Here is a 23178-nt window from a genome sequence, read left to right as displayed (position 1 = left end):
GTCACTGGATCGAGATCGCCCGTCCCGGACAGGTCAGGGCCGCCTCGCGGACGGAGTCGTGGTGCTCAGCCTCGGCGTACGGACGCAGCACGACCCCGATCCCGTCCTCCTCCCGCTGGTCGAAGACCTCGGGGGCGGCCAGCACGCACTGGCCGGAACCGCAGCACCTGTCCTGGTCCAGGGTGATCTTCACGGCCAGGTCACCGGCAGCCGGTGCATGCCGTAGACGAGCGCGTCGGTCTTGAACGGCAGGCGCTCCACCGGCTCCGCCAGCGCGAGGTCCGGGATCCGGGCGAACAGCGTGTTCAGCACGATCTCCAGCTCCAGCCGGGCCAGGTTCTGCCCGAGGCACTGGTGGATCCCGAAGCCGAAGGCCAGGTGGTGCCGCCCGCCCCGTTCGACGTCGATCCGGTCCGGCCGCGCGAACACCTCCGGGTCGTGGCTGGCGGCCGCGGCCGCCACGATGACGCCGTCGCCGGCGCGGAAGGTGACGCCGCCCAGCGCGAAGTCCTCGACGACCACCCGGGAGGTGGCGTTGTCGACGATGGAGTGGAAGCGCAGCAGTTCCTCGACCAGTTGCGGGGCACGCTCGGGCAGCCCGGCCCGCAGGCCCGGATCCTCCAGCAGCGAGACCACGCTCAGCGAGATCATGTTGGCGGTGGTCTCGTGCCCGCCGACCAGCAGCAGGAGCCCGATCCCGGTCAGGGTCTCGCGGTCATAGGCGTCGATGTCGCGATATTTCCCGATCAGCCGGCTCAGCAGGTCCTCGCCCGGCGCGCTCTCCTTGCCCGCGACCAGCTCACCGACGTACCGGCGCAGCCAGATCGCGGCGTCCCGCCGCTGTTCGACGGTCGAGTGGCGGCTGAGGATGACCTTGGTCCGGCCCTGGAACAGGCCGCGGTCGGCGTACGGCACGCCCAGCAGCTCGCAGATCACCAGCGACGGCACCGGCAGCGACAGCGCCTCCACCAGGTCGGCGGGCCGCGGGCCGGCGAGCAGCTCGTCGATGGCCCGGTCGGCGATCCGCTGGATCTCCGGCCGCATCCGCCTGACCTTCTTGACGGTGAACTCGTTCGTGATCATGCGCCGGTGCCGGGAGTGCTCCGGCGGGTCCATGGCGACGAGCGTGCCCTTCAGCGGCACCGAGGCCACCCCCGGAACCAGTTGCGGGAAGCCGGGGTTCAGGCGGTCCGAGCTGATCCTGTCGCTGGACAGGAACTCCCGCGCGAGGGCGTGCCCGGTGATCAGCCACGCCCGCGTGCCGTCCCGCAGGGTCACCCGGGAGATCGGCGCCTCCTGCCTGACCTGCGCGTACTGCGGAGGCGGGCCGAACGGGCAGGACCGGGGCATGGGGTACTCCAGGGACATGGTCATGTCGTCACCTCTCGCATGAGCTCGCGTGTGGTCAGCCGATGCCTGCGCCTGGGCACGCCGAGGGTCGGGTGCGAGGTGGCCCACAGCGCCATCCGGAGGATCCCCTCCTTGACGTAAGCGCCCCTGCGCCCGCCCTGGTACGCCGGCTTCGCCCGCCCCTCGGCGTCGACCAGTTGCAGGATCCCGTCCCGGCGCCCGAGGCTGATGTGGTTGTAGGTGTAGACCAGCTTGGTATGGGCGACCTGGCGCCCGGTCAGGCGTCCCACGATCGCCTCGATCGCCTGCCTGCCGGTGTAGCCGGCCGAGGCGCACGACATCGGCAGCGGCCGGCCGTTGTCCCCGATGGCGTACGCGCTGTCGCCGATGGCGTAGACGCTGGAGTGCGAGACCGAGCGCATGGTGCGATCGACGATGATCTGCCCGTTCCGGGTGACCTCCAGCCCGCCGGCGGCGGCGATGGGGCTGACCGCGAACCCGGCCGTCCACACGGTCGCGTCGGAGGCCAGTGCCGTCCCGTCGGCGCACCGCACCCGGGTCGCCTCGACGGCTTCGACGCTGGTGTGCTCGACGGCGGTGATGCCCAGCCGGTCGAACGCCTGACGCAGGTGGCGCCGGGCCCCCGCGGAGAGCCGCGCGCCCAGCTCGCCGCGGGCGACGAGGGCCACCGACAGGCCCGGCCGGGATTCGGCGATCCAGGTGGCGGTCTCGATGCCGGTCAGCCCGTCGCCGACGAGCACCACGTCGCCCCCTTCGCCCCGCTCGTGCAGGCTGTCCAGGCGGGTGCGCACGCGCAGCGCCGAGGGCCGGCCGGTGACGTCGAGGGCGTGCGCGGCCACGCCGGGGATTCCGTGGTCGGCGACGCGGCTGCCGAGCGCGTACAGGAGGGTGTCGTAGCCGAGTTCGCCGTCGGTCAGGGTGACGACCCGGCGCTCGGGGTCGAGGGCGGTGACGCGGGCCAGGCGCAGCCGTACCCCGGTGCCCGCGAAGACGTCGGCGAGCTTCGGAGCCTCGATGTCCTTTCCTGCGGCCACCTGGGGCATCCGCATCCGCTGGACGAACTCCGGCACGGCGTTGACCACGGTGATCCCGGCGTCGGCCGGGGACAGCCGGCGGGCCAGGTTCCCGGCCGCGTAGGCCCCGGCGTATCCGGCGCCGAGGACGACGATGCGATGCCTCATGCGCGGATCCCCTCGCCGTGCGCCTGCGCCGACAGGTCCTGCGAGTCGGCCCAGCCCTTGAGCCGGTCGGCGTAGACCTGCTGGAGCATCGGGTAGAAGCCCTGGCCGAAGAGCACCCGCAGGGGCGGGCTGGGCGAGTCGACGATCTTGAGGAGGGTCTGGGCCGCGGCGGCGGGGTCGCCGGCCGGCTGCTTGCCCGCGAAGGCGGCGATGCGCTCGCGCAGGCCGTCGTAGATCGGGCTGGGCTCGGCCAGGTGGCCGTTCTTGAGGGGGTCGGGGTTCTTGCCGGACCGGGTGGCGAATCCGCCGGGCTCGATGACGGTCACCTTGATCCCGAAGCCGGCGACCTCCTGGGCCAGGGACTCGTTCAGCGCTTCGAGGGCCCACTTCGAGGCGCTGTAGGCGCCGCTGAGCGGCATCGCCATGAGCCCCGCCGCCGAGGAGAGCTGGACGATGTGCCCTCCGCCTTGCTCACGCAGGTACGGCAGCGCCGCCTGGATCACCCACAACGCGCCGAAGAGGTTGGTCTCCAACTGCTCGCGCAACTGCTGCCCGGTGATCTCCTCGACCGCGCCGACCAAGGCGTAGGCGGCGTTGTTCACGATGACGTCGAGCCGGCCGAAGTGGCCGTGGGCCCGCTTCACACTGTCGAGGACGGCGGCCCTGTCCGTGACGTCCGTTTCCAGCGGGAGGACGGCCTCGCCGTACGTGGTGACAAGCTCGTCCAGGCTTGTGGTGGTCCGGGCGGTCGCGGCGACCCTGTCGCCGCGCGCCAGGGCGGCCTCGACGAATTCACGGCCCAGGCCGCGCGACGAACCGGTGACGAACCAGACCTTGCTCATGGTGACTTCCCGTTCCTGTTGGGGTGGCGTCTGACCATGCGGCGTTCGCGGCCTGGGCTTTGTGACTGCACGCCCGTGTGACGTGCGTCACCCGGGCCTCAGCGTCTGCGGCGCGTACGCGGGCCCGAGGGACGCTCGGGGGGCAGCACCTCGACCGACGTCTTGCGGATGTGGTCGTAGACCAGCGACGTGCGCACGTCGGCGATGTTGCGGTGCCGCGAGACGTGGTCGAGCACGAAGTCGCGCAGGTGGCCCGCGTCGCGCACGCCCACCTGGATGATGAAGTCGTCCCCGCCCGACACGACGAACACGGCCAGCGTCTCGGGCAGGGCGGCGACGTAGTCGCGGAACCCCTCCACGGCCTCGCGGATCTTCGGGTGCAGGCGCACGTTGATCAGCGCCTGCACCGGGCGGCCGATCGCCTCCAGGCTGACCTCGGCGTGGAAGCCCTCGATGACCCCGGCCGAGCGCAGCGAGCGCACCCGCTCCAGGCAGGTCGAGGGCGCGATGCCGAGGCGCTCGGCCAGTTCGCGGTTGGTCTGCCGGCCGTCGCGCTGCAACTCGACGAGGATCGCCGTATCAAGTTCGTCCACGTACGCATCCTGCCACCGTTTTCCGAACTTCCTTCGGTAGAAGCCTGCTCGGGTTGTCGGAACCTCGATCGGGCGGCGAGTCTGCTGTGACAACTTCGGAGAAGGGAGCCCGTGGATGAGCGTGCTGGAGGAGTTCGACCGGCGTACCGACCTGCCCACCAGGCGGCTCGCGGTCAAGTGGGTGATCGTGATCGACCGCGACCTGCCGCGCGGGCTGCAGGCCAACGCCGCCGCCTGCCTGGCCGCGTCCGTCGGCGTGGCCGTTCCGGCGATCGTGGGCTCCGGCGGCGTGGACGCCTCCGGGCTCGCGCACGCCGGGCTGCCGTGGACGGGCTGCGCGGTGCTCGGCGCTCCGTCCGCGATCGTCGCCAGGATCAGGCACGACGCGGCCGCCGAGCCCGGCCTGGTGGTCTCCGACATGGCCACGATCGCGCAGCGGGCCGACGTCTACGACGACTACCTGGCCGAACTCGCGCGTACGGAGGAACCGGCCTACTTCGCGGTCAGCCTGTTCGGCCCCCGGGCGGCGGTCGAACGACTCACCGGGCGCCTTCCGCTGCTGCGCTGAGATCGAGGGTGAACCCGTCGGCGGCCAGCTCGGTGAGGAAGGCGACGGGGTCCACGAGCTGCTCGACGTGGCGTGCGCCGGCCGGCAGCCCGGGGAGGCCGCGGATGAGCAGCGCGGCCATCCGGCCGGTGGCCCGGGACTGCCGCCTTCCGGCGAACGAGACCTGGACGCCGTCGCCGCGGACCGTCACGGCGAAGCCGTCCCCGCCGACGTGGACCGCGCCGAGCAGCTTGAGCAGCAGGCCGCGGACCCGGGGGCGGCGCAGCAGCCGGGCGGCGGGCCGGCCAGCGGCCGACAGCAGCCGGGTGAGGGCGCGCGAGTCCAGGCACAGTCCCGTGCGGACGGCGGGCACGCCCAGGGTGTCGGGCAGCGTGTGCTGGTCGGAGAACGGGAAGCGGTGAACGACGCGGTCGCCGTACGGCGCGGGAAAGCGCATCGTCCACGAGCCGTCCATGCGGCCGAGCCCGTCGAGCGTCCAGGCGAGGGCGGCGGGGCCGTGCGCCTCCCCCGATCCGAGCAGGACGCCGATGAGCAACTCCGCAGAAGGGGAACGTCCGGCGCAGATCCGGGCCAGCAGGTTCGTGACGCCGGGGACCAGGCCGACGCTGAGCGCGAGCCGCGTGCCGTGCTCTCGCGCGGGCCCGTCCAGGGCCTGGATCTCGGCGAGCAGGCCGGCGGAGGCGGTCACGTCCACGTAGTCGACGCCGCGCGCCACGCAGGCGCGGGCCACGCGGGCGTCGCCGGTCTCGGCGCACATGAGCACGGTGTCCACCCCGTCCAGCGCCCGCGCCAGGCCGGCCGGGTCGGCGGCGTCCACGCGCCTGGTGACGGTTCCGGGGACGGGCGGGGCCTTTCCGGGGTTGCGCCCGGCCACGATCACGTGGGCGCCGGGCTGACGGGTGAGCGCGTACGCGGCTTCGCGGCCGACCGCGCCATAGCCGCCGAGGATCAGGATCGTGGTCATGCGAAACTTTTTGTAGTCACGCTACAACAATAGCCAGCTCCTCGACGAGTGCGCTGAGCGCGTTGCCGTAGGCGTGGTCGGCCGGGGTCGCGTACCCGATCAGGAGGGCCAGCGGGGACTCCTCCGGCCGGTGGTAGAAGGACGAGATGCCCTCCACGTGGATGTCGCGTGCGGCCAGGCGGTCGAGCAGCGCCCGCTCCTGGGCGGCGGTCCCGGGCAGGCGAAGGACGGCGTGCAGGCCCGCGGCCACGCCCGACAGGCGAGCCTGCGGCAGGCGCCGGGTCACGGCCTGGCCGAGCAGGTCACGGCGTCGCCGGTAGCGGGTCCTGCAGCGCCGTACGTGGCGGTCGAGCTCGCCGTTCTCGATGAGGTGGGCGAGGACGAGCTGGTCGATGACGTTGACGCAGGACTCCTCCCAGCGCGTGGCCTCCCACAGGGGCGTGAGGAGGCTGCCGGGCAGGACGAGCCAGGCCAGGCGCAGGCCGGGGGCGATGGTCTTGCTGGTGGTGCCCGCGTAGACGACCCGGTCGGGCGCCATGCCCTGCAGCGCGCCGACGGGCTGACGGTCGTAGCGGAACTCGCCGTCGTAGTCGTCCTCGACGATGAAGCCGCCGGTCCGCCTGGCCCAGGAGACGAGCTCCACGCGCCGGGCGGGGCTCAGCGTGACCCCGAGCGGGTACTGATGGGCGGGCGTGACGACCGCCGCCGCCTCGTCCGAGAGCGCCTCGACGAGCAGCCCGTCCCGGTCGACGGGGATGCGACGCGCCTCATGTCCCAGATGTACGGCAAGCCGCGGATACCCGGGCTCCGCCGGGTCCTCGAAGGCGATCGCGCCCCGGTGCCCGAACATCTGGGATACCAGGCGCAGCGCGTGGGCGTACCCGGCGCAGATCACGATGTGGTCGGGCGTGGTGACGACGCCGCGGGCCCGGCCCAGGTATTCGGCCAGCGCGTGGCGGAGTTCGGCGGCGCCCGCGCGGTCGCGGTACCCGAGCGCCGTGTTGGGCGCGGTCTGCATGACGTGCCGGGTGGCCGCGAGCCACGCGCGCCTCGGGAACGCGGCCAGGTCGGGGAAGCCCGATCTCAGGTCGACGCCCCGCAGCGGCGGCAGCGTGGCCTGCGGTGGCGGGGTGATCGTCGGGGGCGGGGCGGCGGGCTGGGGCGCCACGCGGATGCCCGACCTCGGCCTGGACTCCAGGTAGCCCTCGGCGACGAGCTGTTCCAGCGCCTGGGTGACGGTGCCGCGGGCGACGCCGAGATCGCCGGCGAGGGTGCGCGAGGAGGGTAGCCGGGTTCCGGCGGGGAGCCTGCCGCTGCGCACCGCCTCACGCAGGGCGTACTCGATCCCGGCGCGCAGCCCGCGTCCCGCCTGGGACTGGAGATGGAGGTCCAGGCCCCATCTGGACCACTGATCTGCCATGGAACTGGACTATATCTCCGGGCCAGATGCTCCCTACCGTCGGAAGCATGAGACACCTTGCCGCGGCGATCGGGCTCACCACGTATCACCTGGGGCGGGTCGCGGACGACGCCGCGTACCCTGATCGGCCGGAGGACGAACGGCTGTGGGGCATCGCGCTGTGGGCCAGGCGCACGGCCCGCCCCTCCTTCAGCCGCCGGAAGGCGTGACCACCGTGCGCCCGCCCGCCATCACGAGCAGGGGGAACTCGAGCTCCTTCACGCCCCCGTGCCCCTTGCGGACGTCACCGGCGGCGGCGATGAGGTCGGCGGGCGCGCCGGGCCGCAGGGTGCCGAGCGGCGCCAGACCCAGGTGCTCGCCTGCCAGGGAGGTGGCCGCGGCCAGGGCCTGCTCCAGGGACAGCCCGGCGTGCGTCATCAGGCTCAGCTCCTGGGAGTCGAACCCGTGCGGGATCTCGGGGTGGGCCATGTCGGTGCCGTAGAGCAGCGTGCCGCCGTGGGCGACGAACGTCCTCGCGTTCGCGATCGCGCCCTTGGTCCTGGCCTGGGTGTCGAGGGTGCCGATCACGCGTACCCCCTGGAGGGCGGCCTTCTTCAGCAGGTCGCCCGGCAGCGGAGCGGCCGGGCTGTGCGCCCATTCGTCAACGCCCGCCGCCAGCGCGAGCCGCGCCCCGCGCTCCTCCCCGACGTGCGCGCTCACCTTGCGCCCGCGCCGGTGCGCCTCTCGCACGACGGCGCGGACCTCCTCAAGCGACGGCATCGGCCACGGCGGGGGCGTGGTCGCGTGCCCGCCGCTCCAGGGCGCGCCCGGCTCCCCTCCCGGCTCCAGCGCGATCTTGATGACCGCCGCCCCCTCGTCCACCAGCCTGGAGACGGTACGGCGAGCCGACTCCACCCCCGCGACCACCGCGGCCATCCGCTCTCCGTACAGGGGAACCGGATAGCCGCCGGGCGCGGTGACCAGCGGCCCCGCACCCAGGTACCGCAGCCGCCCCGGCCCCTGCGGGCCCCCCTTGACCTGGCCGCCGAGGTCCCGAACGGTCGTCACCCCGTGGCGCAGGACCCGGTCGAAGGGCACGTGGTTGCGGGTGACGTGCACGTGCAGATCGATCATCCCCGGCGTGATCGTGGCCGCGCCGAGGGCGATCTTCCTGGCCGAGGCGCCGCCCACGGCCCGCGCCGGCCCGGACCGCACCACCTTGCCGTCCCTGACCAGTACCGCCGCGTCTTCGACGAACCGCCGCCCGTCGAACATCAGGTCAGCGGTGACGAGCACCCCCTCCGCGGCGAACGCGGGCGCCGCCATCGCGACCAGGGCGCCCAGTTTCAAGCTCTCGCGTCTGTTCATCCCACCTCATTCTTGTAGTGCGACTACAAGAATGTTTTTGTAGTGCTGCTACAGTCAAGCCGGTGGGAGAAAGATCACAGAAGGTGGACGGCCGTACCGCACGGGCCCAGGCGACCAGGGCGCGGATCGTCGCCGCGGCGGCGGGGCTGTTCACCACGACCGGCTACACCCTCACCAGCATCGGCGCCATCGCCGCGGCGGCCGGGGTGAGCGAGCAGACCGTCTACTACGCCTTCGGCACCAAGAAGGCCATCCTGGCCGTCGCGCTCGACCAGGCCATCGCCGGTGACGACCAGCCGATCGCCACCCTGGAACGTCCCTGGGCCCGCGACACGATCGCCGACCCCGACCCGCGAGGCCAGCTCCGCCGCCAGGCCGCCGGGGCGGGCGACATCTACCTGCGCGCCGCGCCCCTGCTCGACGCGGTACGCAGCGCGGCGCCCACCGACCCGGAACTGGGCGAGCTCTGGGCCACCAACCTGCGGCAACGCCTGACGGTCCAGCGGACGTTCGCCCGCGCTCTGGCGGGCAAGACCCCGCTGCGGGACGAGATGACCCCGGAGACCGCCGCCGACATCGCGCTGACGATCCTCTCCCCCGAGACCTACACGCTGCTGGTCTCCGACCGCGGGTGGAGCCACGCCGCCTGGCAGTCGTGGGCGGAGGTCACCCTCACCAGGCTGCTCACCCTCCTGTGACCTCCGGGTCCGCGGTCGGCCAGCCGTCCAGGTCGCCGTAGGTGACCAGCCCGCGGGCGTGGTCGAGCAGGTCCTGCGGGTACGGCGGGCGGGAGCCGTACCCCAGGGCGATTCTCACCGCCTGGGCGGTGGCGTCCGAGGTCAGGGACGTGAGCAGGGCCAGGGCCATGTCCATGGCGGCACCGGCCCCGGACGCGGTCATGATCCGCCCGTCGGTGACCACGCCGTCCTCGACCGGCTTGGCGCCGAGGCTCGCGAGCCGGCCGAGATGGTTCCAGTGGGTGGTGGCCCGCCGCCCGGTGAGCAGCCCGGCCGCGCCCAGCAGGAACGCGCCGGTGCCGACCGAGGCCGTCCAGGCGGCGTGCCGGTGGGTCTGGCCGATCCAGTCGATCAGGACGTCGTCGGCCAGGGTGTGCACGATGCCGGGCCCGCCGGGCACGAGGACCACGTCCGGCCGGCCCGCCTCGGAGAAGGCGGCCGTCGCGGTGAGACTCAGCCCGCCACGCTCGTCCAGAACGGGCCCCGGCCGCGCGGCCACGAGGGTGACCTCGCAACCGGGCGCGTAGGACAACATCGTGTAGGGCCCGACCACATGCAACGCGGTGAAGCGGGGGTATAGCACGATCGCCACGTGCATCAGATTTCCTTCGGAAGCGGGAAAAACATCACGCTCGCCATGATTACCCCGGCTGCCGGCCCAGCGCGCACGACGTGCACGGATTCCCGGAAAAGCGTGCACGTCACCCAGTGACGCAGATCACACTCCAATCCGCGAACCCGCGCTCCCTGACCGGGCGAAAGCTGACGAATCACTGTGCAGGGACGGGAGCAGCATGTGGTAGCCGACGAATCCGGCCGGGCCGACGACGCCGAGCTGATACGACGCTCGGAACGCGATCCGGAGGCCTTCGCCGACCTGTTCACCAGGCATGCGCCCGCGTTGCGACGCTATGTCGCCAGGCGCCTGGGTCCCGCCCTGGCCGACGACATCGTCTCGGACACGTTTCTGGCCGCCTTCCGGCGTCGCGCTCGTTACGACCTGCGCCACCCTGACGCGCGGCCCTGGCTGTACGGCATCGCCGCCCGCCTCGTCAGCCGGCACCGGCGGGTCGAGGTCCGGTTCTACCGGGCGCTCGTCCGCAGCGGCGTCGACGAGATCGCCGAGCCGTACGCCGAGCGCGTCGACGACCGGGTCGCCGCCGAGCAGGCGGGACTGGCGACGGCGCTGATGAAGCTGTCATCCGGAGACCGGGAGGTGTTGTTACTCGTGGCCTGGGCCGACATGTCCTATCAGGACGTGGCCCGCGCGCTGGACATTCCCCTCGGCACCGTCAGATCCCGCCTGAACCGGGCGCGGATCAGAACACGCCAGGCGCTCGGCGAAACCGTCCCCGCCCTGGCGCGAAAGGAGTCCTCGGATGGATGAGCTGGGATCGTTGCGCGAGTGGCGTGCCGAGGTGCCCGAACCCGGCGCCGAGTGGGTCGGTCCGGAGCGGCGGCGGCTGCTGGCGCGGATGCGGGAAGGCAGGCGGGCACCGGTGCGTCGGCTGCTCGTGATCGGGGCGTTGGGGGCCGCCGCCGCGGTCGCCGTACCGGCCTTTTGGCCGCAGTCCCTCACGCGGGAGCCGGCGGCGAGCCCGGCCGTCGTCCGCCTCGACTCCGGCGTGGTGCTGGCCCGCGCGGCCGAGGTGGCGAACGGCCGCAAGAGCCCCACGGTGCCGCTGCCCACGCAGTGGCACTACACCAAGACCCTGGACAAGCAGCCGATCTCGGACACGATCAAGACCCGCGAGCAGTGGAACCGGTATGACGGCATGCAGGCCGCCTTCTTCGACGAGAACGGCGAACTGCGCGTCAGCCCCGAGGAAAACCCCCTGGACGCGAACGACGACGACCTGTCGCCGATGCGGTACGACGCCAAGCTCCGCGAACTGCCGACCAACCCGGAGAAGCTGCTGGCCAAGATCACGGGCGACCGCCACTGGATCAGGGGAGCGCACGAGGAGGGGGTGCCCAGGACCGTCGAACCCGACGACGACCGGGCCTACCGTGTGATCATGCTCTACCTGAGCCGGTACGGCTCCATGCCACCGCGGCTGGAGGCCGCCATGTTCCGCGCCCTGGCCCTCATTCCGGGCGTCCGGATCGAGCAGGGCCTGACCGATGCCGCCGGTCGCAGCGGGCTGGGCGTCTGGCGTGACCGTCCCGGCGGTACGGCCCCCTACCGCCAGTACGAGATCCTGGACCCCGCCACCTACCGCTTCCTGGGCAGGCGAACGGTCTGGCTCAAGGACGAGTGGCACCCCGACCTGCGGGAGCCCGTAGTCCGTAAGGGCGCGGTGTGGGCCACCGCCCTGCTGGCCTCGACGATCGTCGACCGCCCCGGCCAGCGCGGCTGACCACCGGAGGGTACGGTGTCGTCCATGGCATGGCTGGGTATCGAGCGGGCCAGGAACCTTTACGGGCGTGCTGTCTACGCCGGTGACGCCGAGGAGCCGTACCAGCGGCTCGGCGAGGTAACCGGTCAGTCCGAGGCTCTCCCGCACCTGGGCGTCGCCGCGCATGCCGCGGGCCGCCGTGACGACGCGCTGGCGCCGGACGACGAGGCGCACGCCACCGCCCTGTCCTGCGGCGCGGAGCGCATCCTGCGCCAGGTCGTGGAGGCGCGTACCCGGGTATCGGCGCCGAGCGACGATCATGCCTGACGACGCCCAGGTTGATCACCGGGTAGGCCGGGGCACCCGCGCCGAGCTCATCAGCCGGCTGACCGAGGCGATCGGGTCCGTGACGACCCCGCACCCGGTGCGGGTCGCCATCGACGGGCCGCCGGCCGCAGGCAAGACCACGCTGGCCGACGAACTCGCCGTCGTCCTGCGCGCGCAGGGCCGCGACATCATCCGGGCGAGCATCGACGACTTCCTCGTCCCCCTCGCGCAGCGCTACCGGCGGGGCCGGTACTCCGCCGAAGGCTGCTACTTCGACGCCCACGACCGTGCCGCGCTGTGCCGGGTCCTGCTCGATCCGCTGGGTCCGGGCGGTGACCGAAGGGTCCGGTACATGGCCTGCGACAGGGATGTCCCCGCGGGCGCAGTTCTGCTCTTCGACGGCGTCTTCCTCCTGCGCCCAGAGCTCCTCGACCGGTGGGACCTGCGCGTCTTCGTGTCCGTCCCCTTCGAGCGGACGGTAGGTCGCGCCCTGGACCGCGGCAGAGCGTCGCCCGTGTCCACCGCCGAGATCGAACGGTCCTGGCGCGAGCGGTACATCCCCTCCCAGCGGCTCTACTTCGCCACAGCCCGTCCGGCTGACCACGCCGACATCATCGTGTACAACGATCAACTCGAACGGCCCGGCTGGGAGGTCCGATCGCCCGTCCAGCCGGCCAGAACCGGAAGCGCCACTCCTCCAGGCCCAGTGGCGGAGCGTCCTCCGGGCAGGCCGGGTCGGTCCCGCCGCGGCAGGACGCTCTGACCAGCCACTCCCGCCCCTCCCCCCGCAGGTCCAGCATGGGGACGTCGGGGCCGCGTCCGTAGATCCCGTCCAGGTAGGCGAGCCCTGAGCTGCAGGGGAACCGGGCGGTCCGGCTCCGGTCCCACCGGTGGCCGTCGTCGGGTGGCCGCTCGTCCCACAGTTCGAGCGTGGCCTGTGCCGTGTGCCAGCCGTACGCGCTCGTGATCACCCCGCGGTTCGCCGTCACGGCGAACCAGTCGGTACGGCCGGCCCGCGCGGCCGTCTCGTCCCACGACGGCCAGCCGGGCGGATTTTCGTGCCCGGCGCCCAGCCACCCGGCGAGCAGGAACCGTGCCCGATCGACCGTGATCGTGTCATGCGTCGTGTCGATGAGCCGGGACATGATCCATCTTCTCGCATCTCGTCCCGGCGATGTCGCGGCGGCTGTCACAACGACGCGGGCTGTCTTGTCATAGCTCGTAATGGATCAGCCGAGAACGCGACCCCGACAACGCATGAAGCTGACGAACCGATCGAGCCGGCGGGTGAACCGATGACGTTGGGAATGGACATGCACACGCAGTCTCTGGAGGAGGCGGCGTCCGCGTTCGTGGAGTTGCGCCCGCGGCTGTTCGGCATCGCGTACCGGATGCTCGGCAGCGTGGCGGAGGCCGAGGACATCGTGCAGGAAGCCTGGCTGCGCTGGCAGGACACCGATCGGGCCGTCATCGAGAACCCGCCCGCCTTCCTGGCCCTGGTCACCACCCGGCTGTCCATCAACGTCGCCCAGTCCGCGAGGGCCAGGCGTGAGTCGTATGTCGGGCCGTGGCTGCCGGAGCCCGTGGACACCAGCCTCGACCCCAGTGTGGGCGCCGAGCGCCGGGACGCGATCGAGCTGGCCTTCCTGCTGCTGCTCGAACGGCTGAACCCGACCGAGCGGGCCGCGTACGTGCTGCGCGAGGCGTTCGCCTACCCCTACGCGCAGATCGCGGAGATCCTCCAGCTCAGCGCCGTCAACGTGCGGCAGATCGTGAGCCGCGCCCGCAGGCACCTGACGGGTGTACGGCGCGAGCCCATCGACAAGGCCGAGCACCGCCGGCTGCTCCAGGCGTTCTTCGACGCCGCCCAGACGGGGAACATCGGCGCGCTGGAGGGCCTGTTCGCGGCCGACGTCGTCAGCTCCTCCGACGGCGGCGGGCTCAGGGGCGCGGCGCGCTTCCCGCTGGTGGGGGTCAACCGCGTGGCGAGGTTCATGGCGGCGTTCGCGCCGCGCTTCTGGCCGGGCGCCGACGTCTCCTGGGTCGAGATGAACGGCCTGGCCGGCCTGCTGGTGCCGCGCGGCCGGAGCGGCGTCACGATGCTCACCGTCGAAGCCTCGCGAGACGGGATCCACCACCTCATGTGGATCGTCAACCCGGTCAAGATCGAGGCGTTCGAAAGATCCCGCAGCCGAATTTAGCCGCGGTTGTCACAACGAGCCGTGCTGTCCGGTCATATCTGCCAGCTTCTACCTGTCAGCATTGAAGGAGGCGGCAGACCATGGCCGAGGCGGGCGCCGAATCGTTGGCGGAGATGCTCGACGAGCGGCAGCATCTGCTCGAGATCGCCCTGTGGATGTTCGGCTCGAACCTCGCGGCCGACCACGTCGTCCAGGAGACCTACCGCCGGTGGTACTCCCTCGACGACGCCGCGCGCGCCGGGATCGCGGTCCCCCGGGCCTGGCTGACGCGCACGGCGGGGAGCATCTGCCTGGCCATGCTGACCGATCCGGATCACGTGCCCACCACCCCGGGACGCCCGCCGGACCCGGTCACCCACCGGGCGGTGGGCCAGGCCGCCCCCGGCCCGGAGTTGCTCGCCCGGCATGACCGGGTCGCCCGGCGGTTCGCCGGAGCCTGCGCGGCCGGGGACACCGCGGAGCTGCGGGGGGTCCTGGCTCCCGACGCGATCGTGGTGAGTGACGGCGGTGGCAAGGTACGCGCCGCCGTACGCCCGATCCACGGCGCGGACGCGGTCGCCCGCTTCGTGGCGGCGCTGCTGATCGGCCAGCCCGGCACGGAGGTGACGCTCGGCTCGGTCAACGGACGCACGGGCCTGGTGCTCCGGCGGGCGGGCAGGGCCGTGGCGGTGGTCAGCGTGAGCGTGGCCGGATCCGAGGTCACGGCCGTGTGGATCGTCCTCAACCCCGACAAGCTCCGGCGATGGCACTGAAAGGCATATTCGTGAACGACTCCATGCTGTCCACGGACCACGACTACAGCGGCTCGGAGTTCAAGCCGCTCTACAGCACGAAGGTGACCGTGACCGGCGGCAGCGCCTCCCACGGGCGTGCTTCCGGCGTGGCCCGTTCCGACGACGGCGCCTTCTCCATGGAACTGCGCATCCCCGAGGAGATGGGCGGCGACAACCTGGGCCCCAATCCCGAGCAGCTCTTCGCCGCCGGGTACGCCGCGTGTTTCCACGGGGCGCTCAGCCTGCTGGCCCGGCGGCATCTCCTGGATCCCGAGGAGCTGTCGGTCGAGGCGGCGGTGGCGTTCGGCCGCGACCCCTCGGACGGCGGTTACCAGTTGCGCGCCGACCTGGTCGTGAACTGGCCCGGAGTGGACATCCAGAGGGCCGCCCCGCTGCTGGAGCGGGCGACCGCGTTGTGCCCCTACGCGAAGATGACCCGCCAGGGCATCCCGGCCAGCATCACCATCGCCTCCTGACCCCGGCTCAGGCGACTCCCCCACATCCGCGAACCTGGAGGACTCATGATCATTGTTGGTGTCGACGGCTCGCAGGCCGGACTGGAGGCGGCCGGTTGGGCGGCCGAGGAAGCGGTGCTGCGCGGCGTGCCCCTGACCGTGGCGCACGCGATGCAGCGCTGGGCGAACGAGACCGACGGCGGCCGGTACGCCGACGTCGCCGCCTGGATGCGCGACAGCGCCGCCCAGGTGGCCGACGCCGCCGTGCAGCGCGCCAGGCAGGTGCGCTCGGACCTCCCCATCGAGAAGCGCTACCTGTCCGGCGACCCTCGGCCCGCGCTGCTGGGTGTCGCGGCCGAGGCGGAGCTGCTGGTCATCGGCGACCACCACGAGGGCGCGTTCCGCGGGCTGCTGTCCGGCGCCGTCAAGTACGGCGTCGCCGGTCACGCCCCCTGCCCCGTCGCGGTGGTGCGGAACTTCGCGCCGGTGTCGTCGAGCGACATCGTGGTGGGCGTCGCCGAGGACACTCCGGCTCGCGTCCTGGACTTCGCCTTCGCCGAGGCGGCGTTGCGGAGGGCGCGGCTGCTTGCCGTACATGCTGGGGTGGAGGAGGCGCCCTCAGACACCCTGACCCCGCACCGCGCGCGGCACCCGGAGGTGGAGGTGGTGGAACGGGTCGAGAGCGGCGCGCCCGCCAAGGTCCTCCAGGAGGCTTCCAGGGACGCGGGGTTGCTGGTCGTCGGCTCCCACGGGTATGGGGCGGCGGCGGGGATGCTGCTCGGCTCGGTCAGCAGACAGTTGCTCCACACCGCCCTGTGCCCACTGATCGTGGTAGGCCCCTGACCCGATCGACGCCGGACGAGGGGCATTTGAGGCGCGTTGCGGCGCGAGCACGCGCCTCCCACCGTTCGGGTCATGGGCGTGTTCGGAGCGCGGGATCGCCATCGGCGTCCTCCCCGCTCTCTTCACGCACACGCTGAGACGGATCGACTGGACCGGCGCTCCTCGCGACTGACCAGGAGGGGCTCGTGGCCGCGCCCCGCCTTCGACTTGTGTCGATAGGGTGAGGATTTGGTTGCAAGGTCCTCTGTGTAGAGGAACGCGCACCCTTTACTGAATGTCCCCCTAGCGTGATGTTATGGAGCTCCTGGCAACGATCGCAGGTGTGATCGCTGCTCTACTCGCGATTCCGCCGGTCGTGGCGCTGTGGCGAGAACGAGGTCGGAAGCGGCGCGGGTTCATGACAGGAGAACTCGATTCCGAACTGCCCTCGCGCAGCGGCGCCGACACCCCTGACCAGGCGGCGATGTCCGTGGAAGTCCCGGTCGGGCGGCTGCCGGCGGTCGTGCGCGGCCGGGAGAGCCTGCTGGCCGAAGTGCTGGCCGCGGCTGACCGGCCGGACTCGCCGGTGCAGGTGCTCAGCGGCATGGGCGGCCTGGGCAAGACCACCGTGGCCCTGAAGCTGGCCAAGGAGCTGCGGCGAGAGCGGGTGGTGTGGTGGGTCGAGGCGACGAGCCGCAGCCAGGTGGAGACCCTGTTGCTCCAGGCGGCACAGGACGATCTCGGCGTGCCACCCAGGGACGTTCACGAAGCGCTCGCCGGGCGGCGCAACGCCGCCGATCTGTTCTGGCGAGCCGTACGCCGGACCGGGAAGACCGGCGGATACGCGCTGATCCTGGACAACGCCGACGATCCACGGGCCGTCCTGGCCACGCAGGGCTCAGAGCTGGCGGACGGCAACGGCTGGGTGCGTGCGAACGAGATGTGCGTGACCATCGTGACCTCCCGCGACCGCGACGCGGAGACGTGGGGTCCCCTGTGCAGGGTGCACGATCTCAAGCGGCTCGACGAGCAGGCCGCCGCGCTCGTGCTCCGTGATCTGGCGGGCGACGCGCCGGACCCCGAGCACGCGGTCGAGCTGGCCAAGGACCTGTGCTGCCTGCCGCTGGCGCTCCATCTCGCCGGCACCCTGATCTCCTGGCCGCACGGCACGTACGAGGGCTTCGCCGACTACCGCAAGGCGCTGAGACTGGACACGGTGGGAGTCCTCGACCTGCGTCCTGGCTCGCCGGAGGTGGCGAAGCACTCCCCGGACCGCCTGATCGTCAGCCGCACCTGGCAACTGTCGTTGCGTATGGTCAGGGACCAGAAAGTGCGGGGCGCCTCCCGGATGGCGCTCGTTCTGGCCCAGTTGGCCGACGCCCAGACCATTCCCAGCCTCGTGCTCGACACGGGCACGCTGGGCTCCCTCATCGGCATGACGTCGGATCGGGTGAGCGTCGCGCTGGAAGCCCTCACCCGGGTGGGGCTGACGGACAAGACCGTGGATGGCGACGTCGCGGGGCTCCGCCTGCATCCCCTCGTGGCGCAGACGCTGCGGGCGGCGTGGGCGTACCCGAACCTCGGCATGCCTCTCTTGCGGAACCGGCTGCAACGCCGGTCCTGGTCGATCGCCCTCCGGTCGCTCCACGCCGCCGGCCAGACGCTGGACCCGTACGAGCCGCGCAACTGGCCGGTGGGGATGCTGCTCGAGGCGCATCTGAGCGCGCTGCTGGAGGGCGGGCGCCGTCCGGCGCACCCGTGGCGCAGACAGATGCGCGAGGTGGCGGACGCCACCGCGGCCATCATCGACGTGGTGGGCGAGCGCGGCTCCTATCAGAGCGCGACGCATCTAGGCGACCTGGCGAAGGCCGCGACCTCGGCCCTGAACCGGCGGGACCCGACTCTGCTCCGGCTCCGGCACAGCCTCGCCATGCTGCTGGACAAGCACGGCGACTCCAAGCGCGCGGAGACGGAGCTCATGGGTGTCCTGGCCGATCGGGAGCGGGTGCTCGGGCGCGATCACCCGGATACTCTGAGCACGCGCCATGACCTCGCGGGCACGTTGCAGAAGCAGGGGCACTTCTCCCAGGCAGAGGAGTCCTACCGGCTGGTCCTGGCCGACAGGGAGCGAGTGCTGGGCTCCGACGATCCGCAGACCCTGCTGACCCGGCGGAGTCTCGGCGGCATTCTGAGCGACCGCGGTCTGTTCGACGAGGCGGAGGCCATCTACCGACGGGTTCTGGTGGAGCAGGAGAGGATCCTCGGAAAGGATCATCTGCAGACGATGCGGACCAGGCGTGATCGTGCCCGGCTCCTGTCCGATCGCGGCAGGTTCCACGAGGCTGAGGTGGAGATGCGGGAGGTGCTGGAGGACCAGCGGCGAATGCTGAAGCGCAAGCATCCCGACATCCTCAGCACAGATCACGATCTCGCCGACACGCTGCGCAGACAGGGCAACGTCCGTGAAGCGGAAGCCTCCTACCGCCGACTTCTGGACGATCGGAAGCGACTGCTCCAAAACGATCACCCGCTGGTCCTGCGGACCCGGCACGCGCTCGCGCTGGCATTGTACGACCGCGGCGAGTTCAACGAGGCCGCCGTGTACTTCGAGTGGGTGCTGGCCGATCAGGAGCGTGTGCTCGGCATCGACCATCCGCAGACCCTGCTGACCCGGCACCATGTCGGTCTCGTGCTGGAAGCCCGAGGAAGCCTCAAGGAGGCGGAGGAACTCCTGCGCGCCGTACTCGCGGATCGTACGAGAATGCTCGGGTCCGAGCATCCGGACACACTTCTGACCGAGTACGAGTTGGGCAGCACCCTGCACAAAATCGGCGAATACCATGCGGCGCTGGCATGCTATGAGCGGGTTCTGGATGCACAAAAACGGATTTTGGGTACCGAGCACCCCCACACAGAGCGAACGGCGGAAAACCTGTACCATGCACAGATCGATCTCAAGAATCTGTGAGCGGATACCGAAGAAATGTCACGCTGATTATTGATTGACCTGCCACTCCGCTTTCACACGGTTGACGAGGGCTGATGACCGCTTTCTTCTCTACGGCGCGACTACATTAACATCAGAGGGCATGTGATCCCCCCGTGGCAGTGTGGGGTGTGCAGGTGGCCTACGAGAACCAAGATCCGCCGCGAGAGTGGCCCGCCACCCTTCCGGTGGACCAGATGAGGGAGGCCGGTTGGCGCCCGCATGCCCTCCACCAATTCCTCCTGAAAACGCAGAGCCGCTGCAATCTCGCCTGCGACGTCTGCACCGTCCACGCGGTCCCGGACGAGAACACCCGGCGTCGGCCGAAGGTCATGCCGGTCGACCTCGTCGCGGTGGCGGCCAGACGCATCGCCGAACACACCAGGAAGCATGAGATCGGATCCGTGCAGCTCACCCTGCACGGTGGTGATCCGTTGTTCGCCGAGGACGCGTACCTGAGCGACGCCGTGGAAATCATGCGCGCCGAGGTCGGCTTCGGCACTCATGTGGACGTGACGGCGCAGGTCAACGGTGCGTTGCTGGACGACGACGCTCTGCGGACGCTGCAGGATCTCAATGTGAAGGCCAAGGTGTGCCTGGACACCGGCTGGCGGGCGCATGCCGACGCCGGCAGCTTCGACGCGGTGGCGACGGCTCTCACCCGCCTGAGCAACCCTCACTACCGGCATCTGCACGGAGGGATGCTGTGCGCGGTCGATCTGGACAACGATCCGGTCGAGACGTACGAGATTCTCCTGCGCTTCCAACCGCCGATGATCGATTTCGTCGTACCGTACGGCACCTGGGAATCGCCGCCGCCGGGCCGTCCTGCGGATCGTACACAGACGCCGTACGGAGACTGGCTCATCGCGGTGTTCGACCGCTGGCACGGAGCCAGAAAGGAAACACGCATCCGCCTCTTCGAGGAGATCGGGCACCTGTTCCAGGGAGGAGCCTCCGTGAGCGAGGCCGTGGGGCTCGCGCCCTCGACGCTCGCGATCATCGAGACGGACGGGACGATCGAGCAGACGGACTCGCTCAGATTGGTCCGGCACGACGCCATCGAGAGTCTGAACATCGTGGATCATGCCTTCGACGAGGCACAATGGCATCCCGGCATGGTGAGCAGACAGATGGGCTGGGAGGCGCTGAGCGACACCTGCAAGGCCTGCCGATTCCACCGGGTGTGCGGAGGCGGCGTCTACGCGCACCGTTACCGATCCGGCACGGGCTTTCGCAACCCGTCGGTTTACTGTGACGACCTCTATCGCCTGATCGGCCACATCCGGCAGCGGTTCGTTCAGGATCTGCGGCACCTGTCCCGTTGAGGTGGACCGGCTCCGCACGCTCGCCGTCAACCGACGCGGCCCCGGCTGCATGCCCGGACCGCGCCGAAGTGCCGGATCAGACCGCGGACTGGAAGCCGGCCACCGTGCCGCTCGACTTGGCAATGTGCCGCATCGCCCGAAGGAGAGCCGGGTTGTCGAGTTGTTTCAGATCTGCGAGGTCCCTATCGCTGACGTCGATGAGCCCCGTGTCGTCCTCGTCGGCCATCTCTCTCCTCCCACCCGATCTCACACCCTCGAATGAGGTCTCCCACGAGACAGTCAGGAGCAAACCATGAAAACGGACGTTCCTGGCCCAATCATCCGCGGGATCGGATAGCCAGGATCGACCACATGAGCCGATAATCGGTACGACAAAGGCGGTGAGTTCATGACCCGGCAGTACGACAGTCAACCGACGCCCCGCATGCCGCCAATCTGGGGAAAGAAGATCCCCGGCCGAAATCGGCATTTCACCGGGCGGGAAATACTGCTCGAAGAGCTACGGAAAAGCCTCACGTCCGCGTCCGCTACCGCGGTCGTTCCTCTCCCCCAGGCGCTTCAGGGACTCGGCGGAGTGGGCAAGACGCAACTCGCCATCGAGTACGCGTGGAGATACCGCGATCACTATGACCTCGTCTGGTGGGTGCCCGCCGATCAGCCGATGCTCGTCCCCAGCGCGCTGGCCGCCCTCACGGACGAGCTCAAGCTGCCCTCGGTGGGTAGCACCGGCATCGAGGAGGCGGCCGGATCGGTCCGCGAGGCGCTCCAGCGTGGCGACCCCATCGAAAGATGGCTGCTGATCTTCGACAACGCGGACGAACCGGAGGACAGCAAGGACTTCATCCCGCACGGTGGTCCAGGACATGTGCTCATCACCTCCAGGAACAGCAGGTGGAGCGGCGTGGCGAACACGGTGTCCGTCGACGTCTTTTCGACAGCGGAGAGCGTCGCCTTCCTGCGCAGGCGCCTTGAGCGAGACATTCCCCAGCAGGAGGCCGAGCATATGGCGAACGCGCTGGGTGACCTGCCCCTCGCGCTCGAACAGGCCGCTGCCCTCCAGACCATGACCGGCATGACGACCGACGAATATGTGGAGCAACTCGACCAGCAGGCTCGGGAACTGCTCGGGATGGGCAAGGCCACCGAGTATCCGCACCCGATGACAGCGGCGTGGCAGCTTTCGGTCCACGAGGTCGAGAACGCGCTGCCGGAGGCCGCCGAGGTGCTGCGCTGCCTGGCCTTCTTCGGACCCGATCCCATCCCCCGGGTCATCTTCCGGCGCGGCAACAAGAGCGGTGTCCGGCGGGTGGGGCCGATCCTGGCCAACCCTCTCGTGCTCAACCAAGCGCTGGCCATGTTGAGCAGGTTCGCCCTGGTGAAGATCGAGCAGGAGGCGGGCACCGTTCAGGTCCATCGGCTCGTCCAGGCGCTCCTGCGAGATTCGCTCAACATGGGGGAACGCACTGACTACCGGCACGAGGTGCACCGGTTGCTGGCCAGCGGCGCGCCGACCGACCCCGAGAACATCGCCAACTGGAGCGAGTTCGCCAACCTCCTCCCCCACGTCCGCCCATCCGGCCTCATCGAGTGTGACGACGACGTGGTGCAGCGGTTCGCCGTCGACATCGTCCGCTACCTGAACGGCGCGGCCAACTACTCCTCCGCGAAGACGTTCGCGGAGGAGTTGCTCGCCAACTGGACCCGCGTCCCTGGCCCGCCAAGTCGCAACCTGCTGCGGCTGCGCAGGCAACTGGGCAGCCTCTTGTGGCGGACGGGAGACTACGAGCAGTCACGCGGCCTCAACGAGGAGACGCTGACCCTCATGCGGGAAGAACTCGGCCCTGAGGATGAGGAGACGCTGCGCATGTCGCTCATGTACGCCGCGAATCTGCGCGCCCAGGGCCGCTTCCACGACGCCTTGGTCCAGGACACGGCCTCCTTGGACGCACACGAGAAGGTGCGCGGGCCGTTTCACCCTGCCACCCTGCGGGTGATCAACAACCTCGCGCTGGACCGCGTCCTGCTCACCCAGTACGACGCGGCCTTGGAACTGCAGAAGCTCGCATTCCTCGAGCAGAGCAGCGCCCGGGAGGGCGTGAGCAAGATGGAGGTGCAGTTGGCGTGGAACGGGCTCGCCCGGGTCGTGCGCATGCGTGGCGACTACGAGATGGCCTGCGACGTCGGCGAAGAGGCGTACGCCCATGGCATCAGGGAACTCCAGATCGAGCACCCGCTCACGCTGATGACCGCCAGAGACCTGTCCATCGCCCTCAGACGCAGGGGCGATCTCGAAGGAGCTCTAGTGCTCATCCAGGACACCCACGCCCGCCTGGAAAAGCTCCTTGGGCCCAACGATCCTGAGACGCTGGCGTCGATGGTCGCCCTGAGCAACATTCTGCGTCACACCGGGCAGCGGGAGGACGCGATGACGCTGGCCCAGGCTGCTCTGCCGCGCTACCGACACACGCTGGGCGAGCACCATCCCTTCACCTATGGCTGCGTCATCAACCTCGCGCTCCTCTATCGCCTGCGCGGCGACGCCCAGCGGGCCAAGGAACTGGACGAGCAGGCGTACCACGGCCTGCTGGACGTGGTCGGCCCCGAGCACGGCTACACCTCGACCAGCGCGTTCAACCTTGCCAGCGACCTGGCCGCGTTGGGAGAGCCTTTCGCGGCGCGTGATCGTGGGCAGCAGACACTGGAACAGCTTCGCGCGGCCTACGGGTCCGACCATGCACTCACGTTGTCGGCCGCCGTCAACCTCTCCATCGATTTGCGCGCCTGCAACCAGGTCGAGGAAGGCCAGGAACTCTACGACATCACCATGGCCCAGTACGAGCGGTTCAGGCCGAATCATCCGGAACGGCTCCACGCCGCGCGGGGCGAGCGGTTCAACGTGGACTTCGAGCCGTTCAGCCTGTGAC

General features: G+C 70.5%; 24 protein-coding genes. 14 read left to right on the top strand and 10 right to left on the bottom strand.

All coding sequences use genetic code 11. The features are described from left to right. Nucleotide 1 precedes the first annotated feature (1 nt). The 5 genes from ACIBEJ_RS24775 to ACIBEJ_RS24755 form a co-directional block, all read right to left on the bottom strand. Nucleotides 2–193 carry a ferredoxin gene (locus tag ACIBEJ_RS24775; protein ID WP_397185165.1) on the bottom strand — a complete coding sequence of 64 codons (192 nt, stop codon included), beginning with the start codon at nt 191–193 and terminating at the stop codon, nt 2–4. Next, nucleotides 190–1374: a cytochrome P450 gene (locus tag ACIBEJ_RS24770; protein ID WP_397185164.1), complete on the bottom strand. Its 1185-nt coding sequence runs from the start codon at nt 1372–1374 to the stop codon at nt 190–192. Before ACIBEJ_RS24770 ends, ACIBEJ_RS24775 begins: the two co-directional genes overlap by 4 nt. Beyond that, nucleotides 1371–2552 (bottom strand): NAD(P)/FAD-dependent oxidoreductase, encoded by a 1182-nt coding sequence (locus ACIBEJ_RS24765; RefSeq protein ID WP_397185163.1) that lies wholly within the window; start codon nt 2550–2552, stop codon nt 1371–1373. Before ACIBEJ_RS24765 ends, ACIBEJ_RS24770 begins: the two co-directional genes overlap by 4 nt. Next, nucleotides 2549–3394 (bottom strand): SDR family NAD(P)-dependent oxidoreductase, encoded by an 846-nt coding sequence (locus ACIBEJ_RS24760; RefSeq protein ID WP_397185162.1) that lies wholly within the window; start codon nt 3392–3394, stop codon nt 2549–2551. Before ACIBEJ_RS24760 ends, ACIBEJ_RS24765 begins: the two co-directional genes overlap by 4 nt. A gap of 98 nt (nt 3395–3492) precedes the next feature. Beyond that, nucleotides 3493–3987, bottom strand: a complete 495-nt coding sequence (locus tag ACIBEJ_RS24755) for an Lrp/AsnC family transcriptional regulator (protein ID WP_397185161.1) — start codon at nt 3985–3987, stop codon at nt 3493–3495. Nucleotides 3988–4102: 115 nt separating this feature from the next. On the opposite strand from ACIBEJ_RS24755, the gene ACIBEJ_RS24750 reads away from it, so the two are divergent. Continuing rightward, entirely contained in the window at nt 4103–4555 is a 453-nt protein-coding gene (locus ACIBEJ_RS24750; RefSeq protein ID WP_397185160.1) for a DUF2000 domain-containing protein, read from the top strand. Here ACIBEJ_RS24750 and ACIBEJ_RS24745 read toward each other — a convergent pair. After that, nucleotides 4527–5519: a saccharopine dehydrogenase NADP-binding domain-containing protein gene (locus ACIBEJ_RS24745; RefSeq protein WP_397185159.1), complete on the bottom strand. Its 993-nt coding sequence runs from the start codon at nt 5517–5519 to the stop codon at nt 4527–4529. The two genes, ACIBEJ_RS24750 and ACIBEJ_RS24745, sit on opposite strands and share 29 nt — an antisense overlap. Nucleotides 5520–5535: 16 nt before the next feature. After that, the gene (locus ACIBEJ_RS24740; RefSeq protein ID WP_397185158.1) at nt 5536–6939 is read right to left on the bottom strand and encodes a PLP-dependent aminotransferase family protein; all 1404 of its coding nucleotides are present in this window, start codon (nt 6937–6939) and stop codon (nt 5536–5538) included. A gap of 47 nt (nt 6940–6986) precedes the next feature. On the opposite strand from ACIBEJ_RS24740, the gene ACIBEJ_RS24735 reads away from it, so the two are divergent. Next, nucleotides 6987–7148 (top strand): hypothetical protein, encoded by a 162-nt coding sequence (locus ACIBEJ_RS24735; protein WP_397185157.1) that lies wholly within the window; start codon nt 6987–6989, stop codon nt 7146–7148. Here the strand turns inward: ACIBEJ_RS24735 and ACIBEJ_RS24730 are convergent. After that, nucleotides 7129–8286, bottom strand: a complete 1158-nt coding sequence (locus ACIBEJ_RS24730; protein ID WP_397185156.1) for an amidohydrolase family protein — start codon at nt 8284–8286, stop codon at nt 7129–7131. The two genes, ACIBEJ_RS24735 and ACIBEJ_RS24730, sit on opposite strands and share 20 nt — an antisense overlap. A 62-nt stretch (nt 8287–8348) precedes the next feature. Between ACIBEJ_RS24730 and ACIBEJ_RS24725 the strand changes: the two genes are divergently transcribed. Further along, on the top strand, nt 8349–8984 hold the full coding sequence (locus tag ACIBEJ_RS24725; RefSeq protein ID WP_397185155.1) for a TetR/AcrR family transcriptional regulator: 636 nt from the start codon (nt 8349–8351) through the stop codon (nt 8982–8984). On the opposite strand, the gene ACIBEJ_RS24720 is transcribed toward ACIBEJ_RS24725, so the two are convergent. Beyond that, nucleotides 8971–9621: a DJ-1/PfpI family protein gene (locus tag ACIBEJ_RS24720; protein ID WP_397185154.1), complete on the bottom strand. Its 651-nt coding sequence runs from the start codon at nt 9619–9621 to the stop codon at nt 8971–8973. The two genes, ACIBEJ_RS24725 and ACIBEJ_RS24720, sit on opposite strands and share 14 nt — an antisense overlap. 198 nt (nt 9622–9819) lie before the next feature. On the opposite strand from ACIBEJ_RS24720, the gene ACIBEJ_RS24715 reads away from it, so the two are divergent. The 10 genes from ACIBEJ_RS24715 (at nt 9820) to ACIBEJ_RS24670 (ending at nt 20254) form a co-directional block, all read left to right on the top strand. Continuing rightward, nucleotides 9820–10410 carry an RNA polymerase sigma factor gene (locus tag ACIBEJ_RS24715; protein ID WP_397185153.1) on the top strand — a complete coding sequence of 197 codons (591 nt, stop codon included), beginning with the start codon at nt 9820–9822 and terminating at the stop codon, nt 10408–10410. Beyond that, complete coding sequence (locus tag ACIBEJ_RS24710) at nt 10403–11383, top strand: CU044_5270 family protein (RefSeq protein WP_397185152.1); 981 nt, start codon at nt 10403–10405, stop codon at nt 11381–11383. The genes ACIBEJ_RS24715 and ACIBEJ_RS24710 overlap by 8 nt, the downstream gene beginning before the upstream one ends. A 24-nt stretch (nt 11384–11407) precedes the next feature. Continuing rightward, nucleotides 11408–11689 carry a hypothetical protein gene (locus tag ACIBEJ_RS24705; RefSeq protein ID WP_397185151.1) on the top strand — a complete coding sequence of 94 codons (282 nt, stop codon included), beginning with the start codon at nt 11408–11410 and terminating at the stop codon, nt 11687–11689. Next, a complete protein-coding gene (locus ACIBEJ_RS24700) occupies nt 11682–12452 on the top strand; it encodes a cytidylate kinase family protein (protein ID WP_397185150.1) in 771 nt (256 codons plus the stop codon). Before ACIBEJ_RS24705 ends, ACIBEJ_RS24700 begins: the two co-directional genes overlap by 8 nt. 550 nt (nt 12453–13002) lie before the next feature. Next, nucleotides 13003–13890, top strand: a complete 888-nt coding sequence (locus tag ACIBEJ_RS24695; protein WP_397185149.1) for an RNA polymerase sigma-70 factor — start codon at nt 13003–13005, stop codon at nt 13888–13890. An 80-nt stretch (nt 13891–13970) separates the two neighbouring features. Next, the gene (locus ACIBEJ_RS24690) at nt 13971–14642 is read left to right on the top strand and encodes a hypothetical protein (protein WP_397185148.1); all 672 of its coding nucleotides are present in this window, start codon (nt 13971–13973) and stop codon (nt 14640–14642) included. Then, nucleotides 14633–15139 (top strand): Ohr family peroxiredoxin, encoded by a 507-nt coding sequence (locus tag ACIBEJ_RS24685; protein ID WP_397185147.1) that lies wholly within the window; start codon nt 14633–14635, stop codon nt 15137–15139. The genes ACIBEJ_RS24690 and ACIBEJ_RS24685 overlap by 10 nt, the downstream gene beginning before the upstream one ends. Nucleotides 15140–15184: 45 nt before the next feature. Beyond that, on the top strand, nt 15185–15961 hold the full coding sequence (locus ACIBEJ_RS24680) for a universal stress protein (RefSeq protein ID WP_397185146.1): 777 nt from the start codon (nt 15185–15187) through the stop codon (nt 15959–15961). Between the two features lie 295 nt (nt 15962–16256). Continuing rightward, nucleotides 16257–18908: a tetratricopeptide repeat protein gene (locus ACIBEJ_RS24675; RefSeq protein ID WP_397185145.1), complete on the top strand. Its 2652-nt coding sequence runs from the start codon at nt 16257–16259 to the stop codon at nt 18906–18908. A gap of 155 nt (nt 18909–19063) precedes the next feature. Next, entirely contained in the window at nt 19064–20254 is a 1191-nt protein-coding gene (locus tag ACIBEJ_RS24670) for a radical SAM protein (protein WP_397185144.1), read from the top strand. Nucleotides 20255–20330: 76 nt separating this feature from the next. On the opposite strand, the gene ACIBEJ_RS24665 is transcribed toward ACIBEJ_RS24670, so the two are convergent. After that, the gene (locus tag ACIBEJ_RS24665; RefSeq protein WP_397185143.1) at nt 20331–20480 is read right to left on the bottom strand and encodes a hypothetical protein; all 150 of its coding nucleotides are present in this window, start codon (nt 20478–20480) and stop codon (nt 20331–20333) included. Nucleotides 20481–20642: 162 nt separating this feature from the next. Here ACIBEJ_RS24665 and fxsT point away from each other — a divergent pair, with 162 nt between their 5' ends. Next, complete coding sequence (gene fxsT, locus ACIBEJ_RS24660; protein ID WP_397185142.1) at nt 20643–23177, top strand: FxSxx-COOH system tetratricopeptide repeat protein; 2535 nt, start codon at nt 20643–20645, stop codon at nt 23175–23177. Nucleotide 23178 lies beyond the last annotated feature (1 nt).

Origin of the sequence: Nonomuraea sp. NPDC050790 (assembly GCF_044456745.1) — a bacterium.
Taxonomy (GTDB): Bacteria; Actinomycetota; Actinomycetes; order Streptosporangiales; family Streptosporangiaceae; genus Nonomuraea.
This window is presented reverse-complemented; position numbering and strand designations above follow the sequence as displayed.

Excerpts from the sequence above, each read along its gene's own strand:
- ACIBEJ_RS24770 (WP_397185164.1), bottom strand. The coding sequence starts at position 1,374 with ATGACCATGTCCCTGGAGTACCCCATGCCCCGGTCCTGCCCGTTCGGC.
- ACIBEJ_RS24765 (WP_397185163.1), bottom strand. The coding sequence starts at position 2,552 with ATGAGGCATCGCATCGTCGTCCTCGGCGCCGGATACGCCGGGGCCTAC.
- ACIBEJ_RS24760 (WP_397185162.1), bottom strand. The coding sequence starts at position 3,394 with ATGAGCAAGGTCTGGTTCGTCACCGGTTCGTCGCGCGGCCTGGGCCGT.
- ACIBEJ_RS24750 (WP_397185160.1), top strand. The coding sequence starts at position 4,103 with ATGAGCGTGCTGGAGGAGTTCGACCGGCGTACCGACCTGCCCACCAGG.
- ACIBEJ_RS24745 (WP_397185159.1), bottom strand. The coding sequence starts at position 5,519 with ATGACCACGATCCTGATCCTCGGCGGCTATGGCGCGGTCGGCCGCGAA.
- ACIBEJ_RS24740 (WP_397185158.1), bottom strand. The coding sequence starts at position 6,939 with ATGGCAGATCAGTGGTCCAGATGGGGCCTGGACCTCCATCTCCAGTCC.
- ACIBEJ_RS24735 (WP_397185157.1), top strand. The coding sequence starts at position 6,987 with ATGAGACACCTTGCCGCGGCGATCGGGCTCACCACGTATCACCTGGGG.
- ACIBEJ_RS24730 (WP_397185156.1), bottom strand. The coding sequence starts at position 8,286 with ATGAACAGACGCGAGAGCTTGAAACTGGGCGCCCTGGTCGCGATGGCG.
- ACIBEJ_RS24720 (WP_397185154.1), bottom strand. The coding sequence starts at position 9,621 with ATGCACGTGGCGATCGTGCTATACCCCCGCTTCACCGCGTTGCATGTG.
- ACIBEJ_RS24710 (WP_397185152.1), top strand. The coding sequence starts at position 10,403 with ATGGATGAGCTGGGATCGTTGCGCGAGTGGCGTGCCGAGGTGCCCGAA.
- ACIBEJ_RS24705 (WP_397185151.1), top strand. The coding sequence starts at position 11,408 with ATGGCATGGCTGGGTATCGAGCGGGCCAGGAACCTTTACGGGCGTGCT.
- ACIBEJ_RS24700 (WP_397185150.1), top strand. The coding sequence starts at position 11,682 with ATGCCTGACGACGCCCAGGTTGATCACCGGGTAGGCCGGGGCACCCGC.
- ACIBEJ_RS24695 (WP_397185149.1), top strand. The coding sequence starts at position 13,003 with ATGCACACGCAGTCTCTGGAGGAGGCGGCGTCCGCGTTCGTGGAGTTG.
- ACIBEJ_RS24690 (WP_397185148.1), top strand. The coding sequence starts at position 13,971 with ATGGCCGAGGCGGGCGCCGAATCGTTGGCGGAGATGCTCGACGAGCGG.
- ACIBEJ_RS24685 (WP_397185147.1), top strand. The coding sequence starts at position 14,633 with ATGGCACTGAAAGGCATATTCGTGAACGACTCCATGCTGTCCACGGAC.
- ACIBEJ_RS24680 (WP_397185146.1), top strand. The coding sequence starts at position 15,185 with ATGATCATTGTTGGTGTCGACGGCTCGCAGGCCGGACTGGAGGCGGCC.
- ACIBEJ_RS24675 (WP_397185145.1), top strand. The coding sequence starts at position 16,257 with ATGGAGCTCCTGGCAACGATCGCAGGTGTGATCGCTGCTCTACTCGCG.
- ACIBEJ_RS24665 (WP_397185143.1), bottom strand. The coding sequence starts at position 20,480 with ATGGCCGACGAGGACGACACGGGGCTCATCGACGTCAGCGATAGGGAC.
- fxsT (WP_397185142.1), top strand. The coding sequence starts at position 20,643 with ATGACCCGGCAGTACGACAGTCAACCGACGCCCCGCATGCCGCCAATC.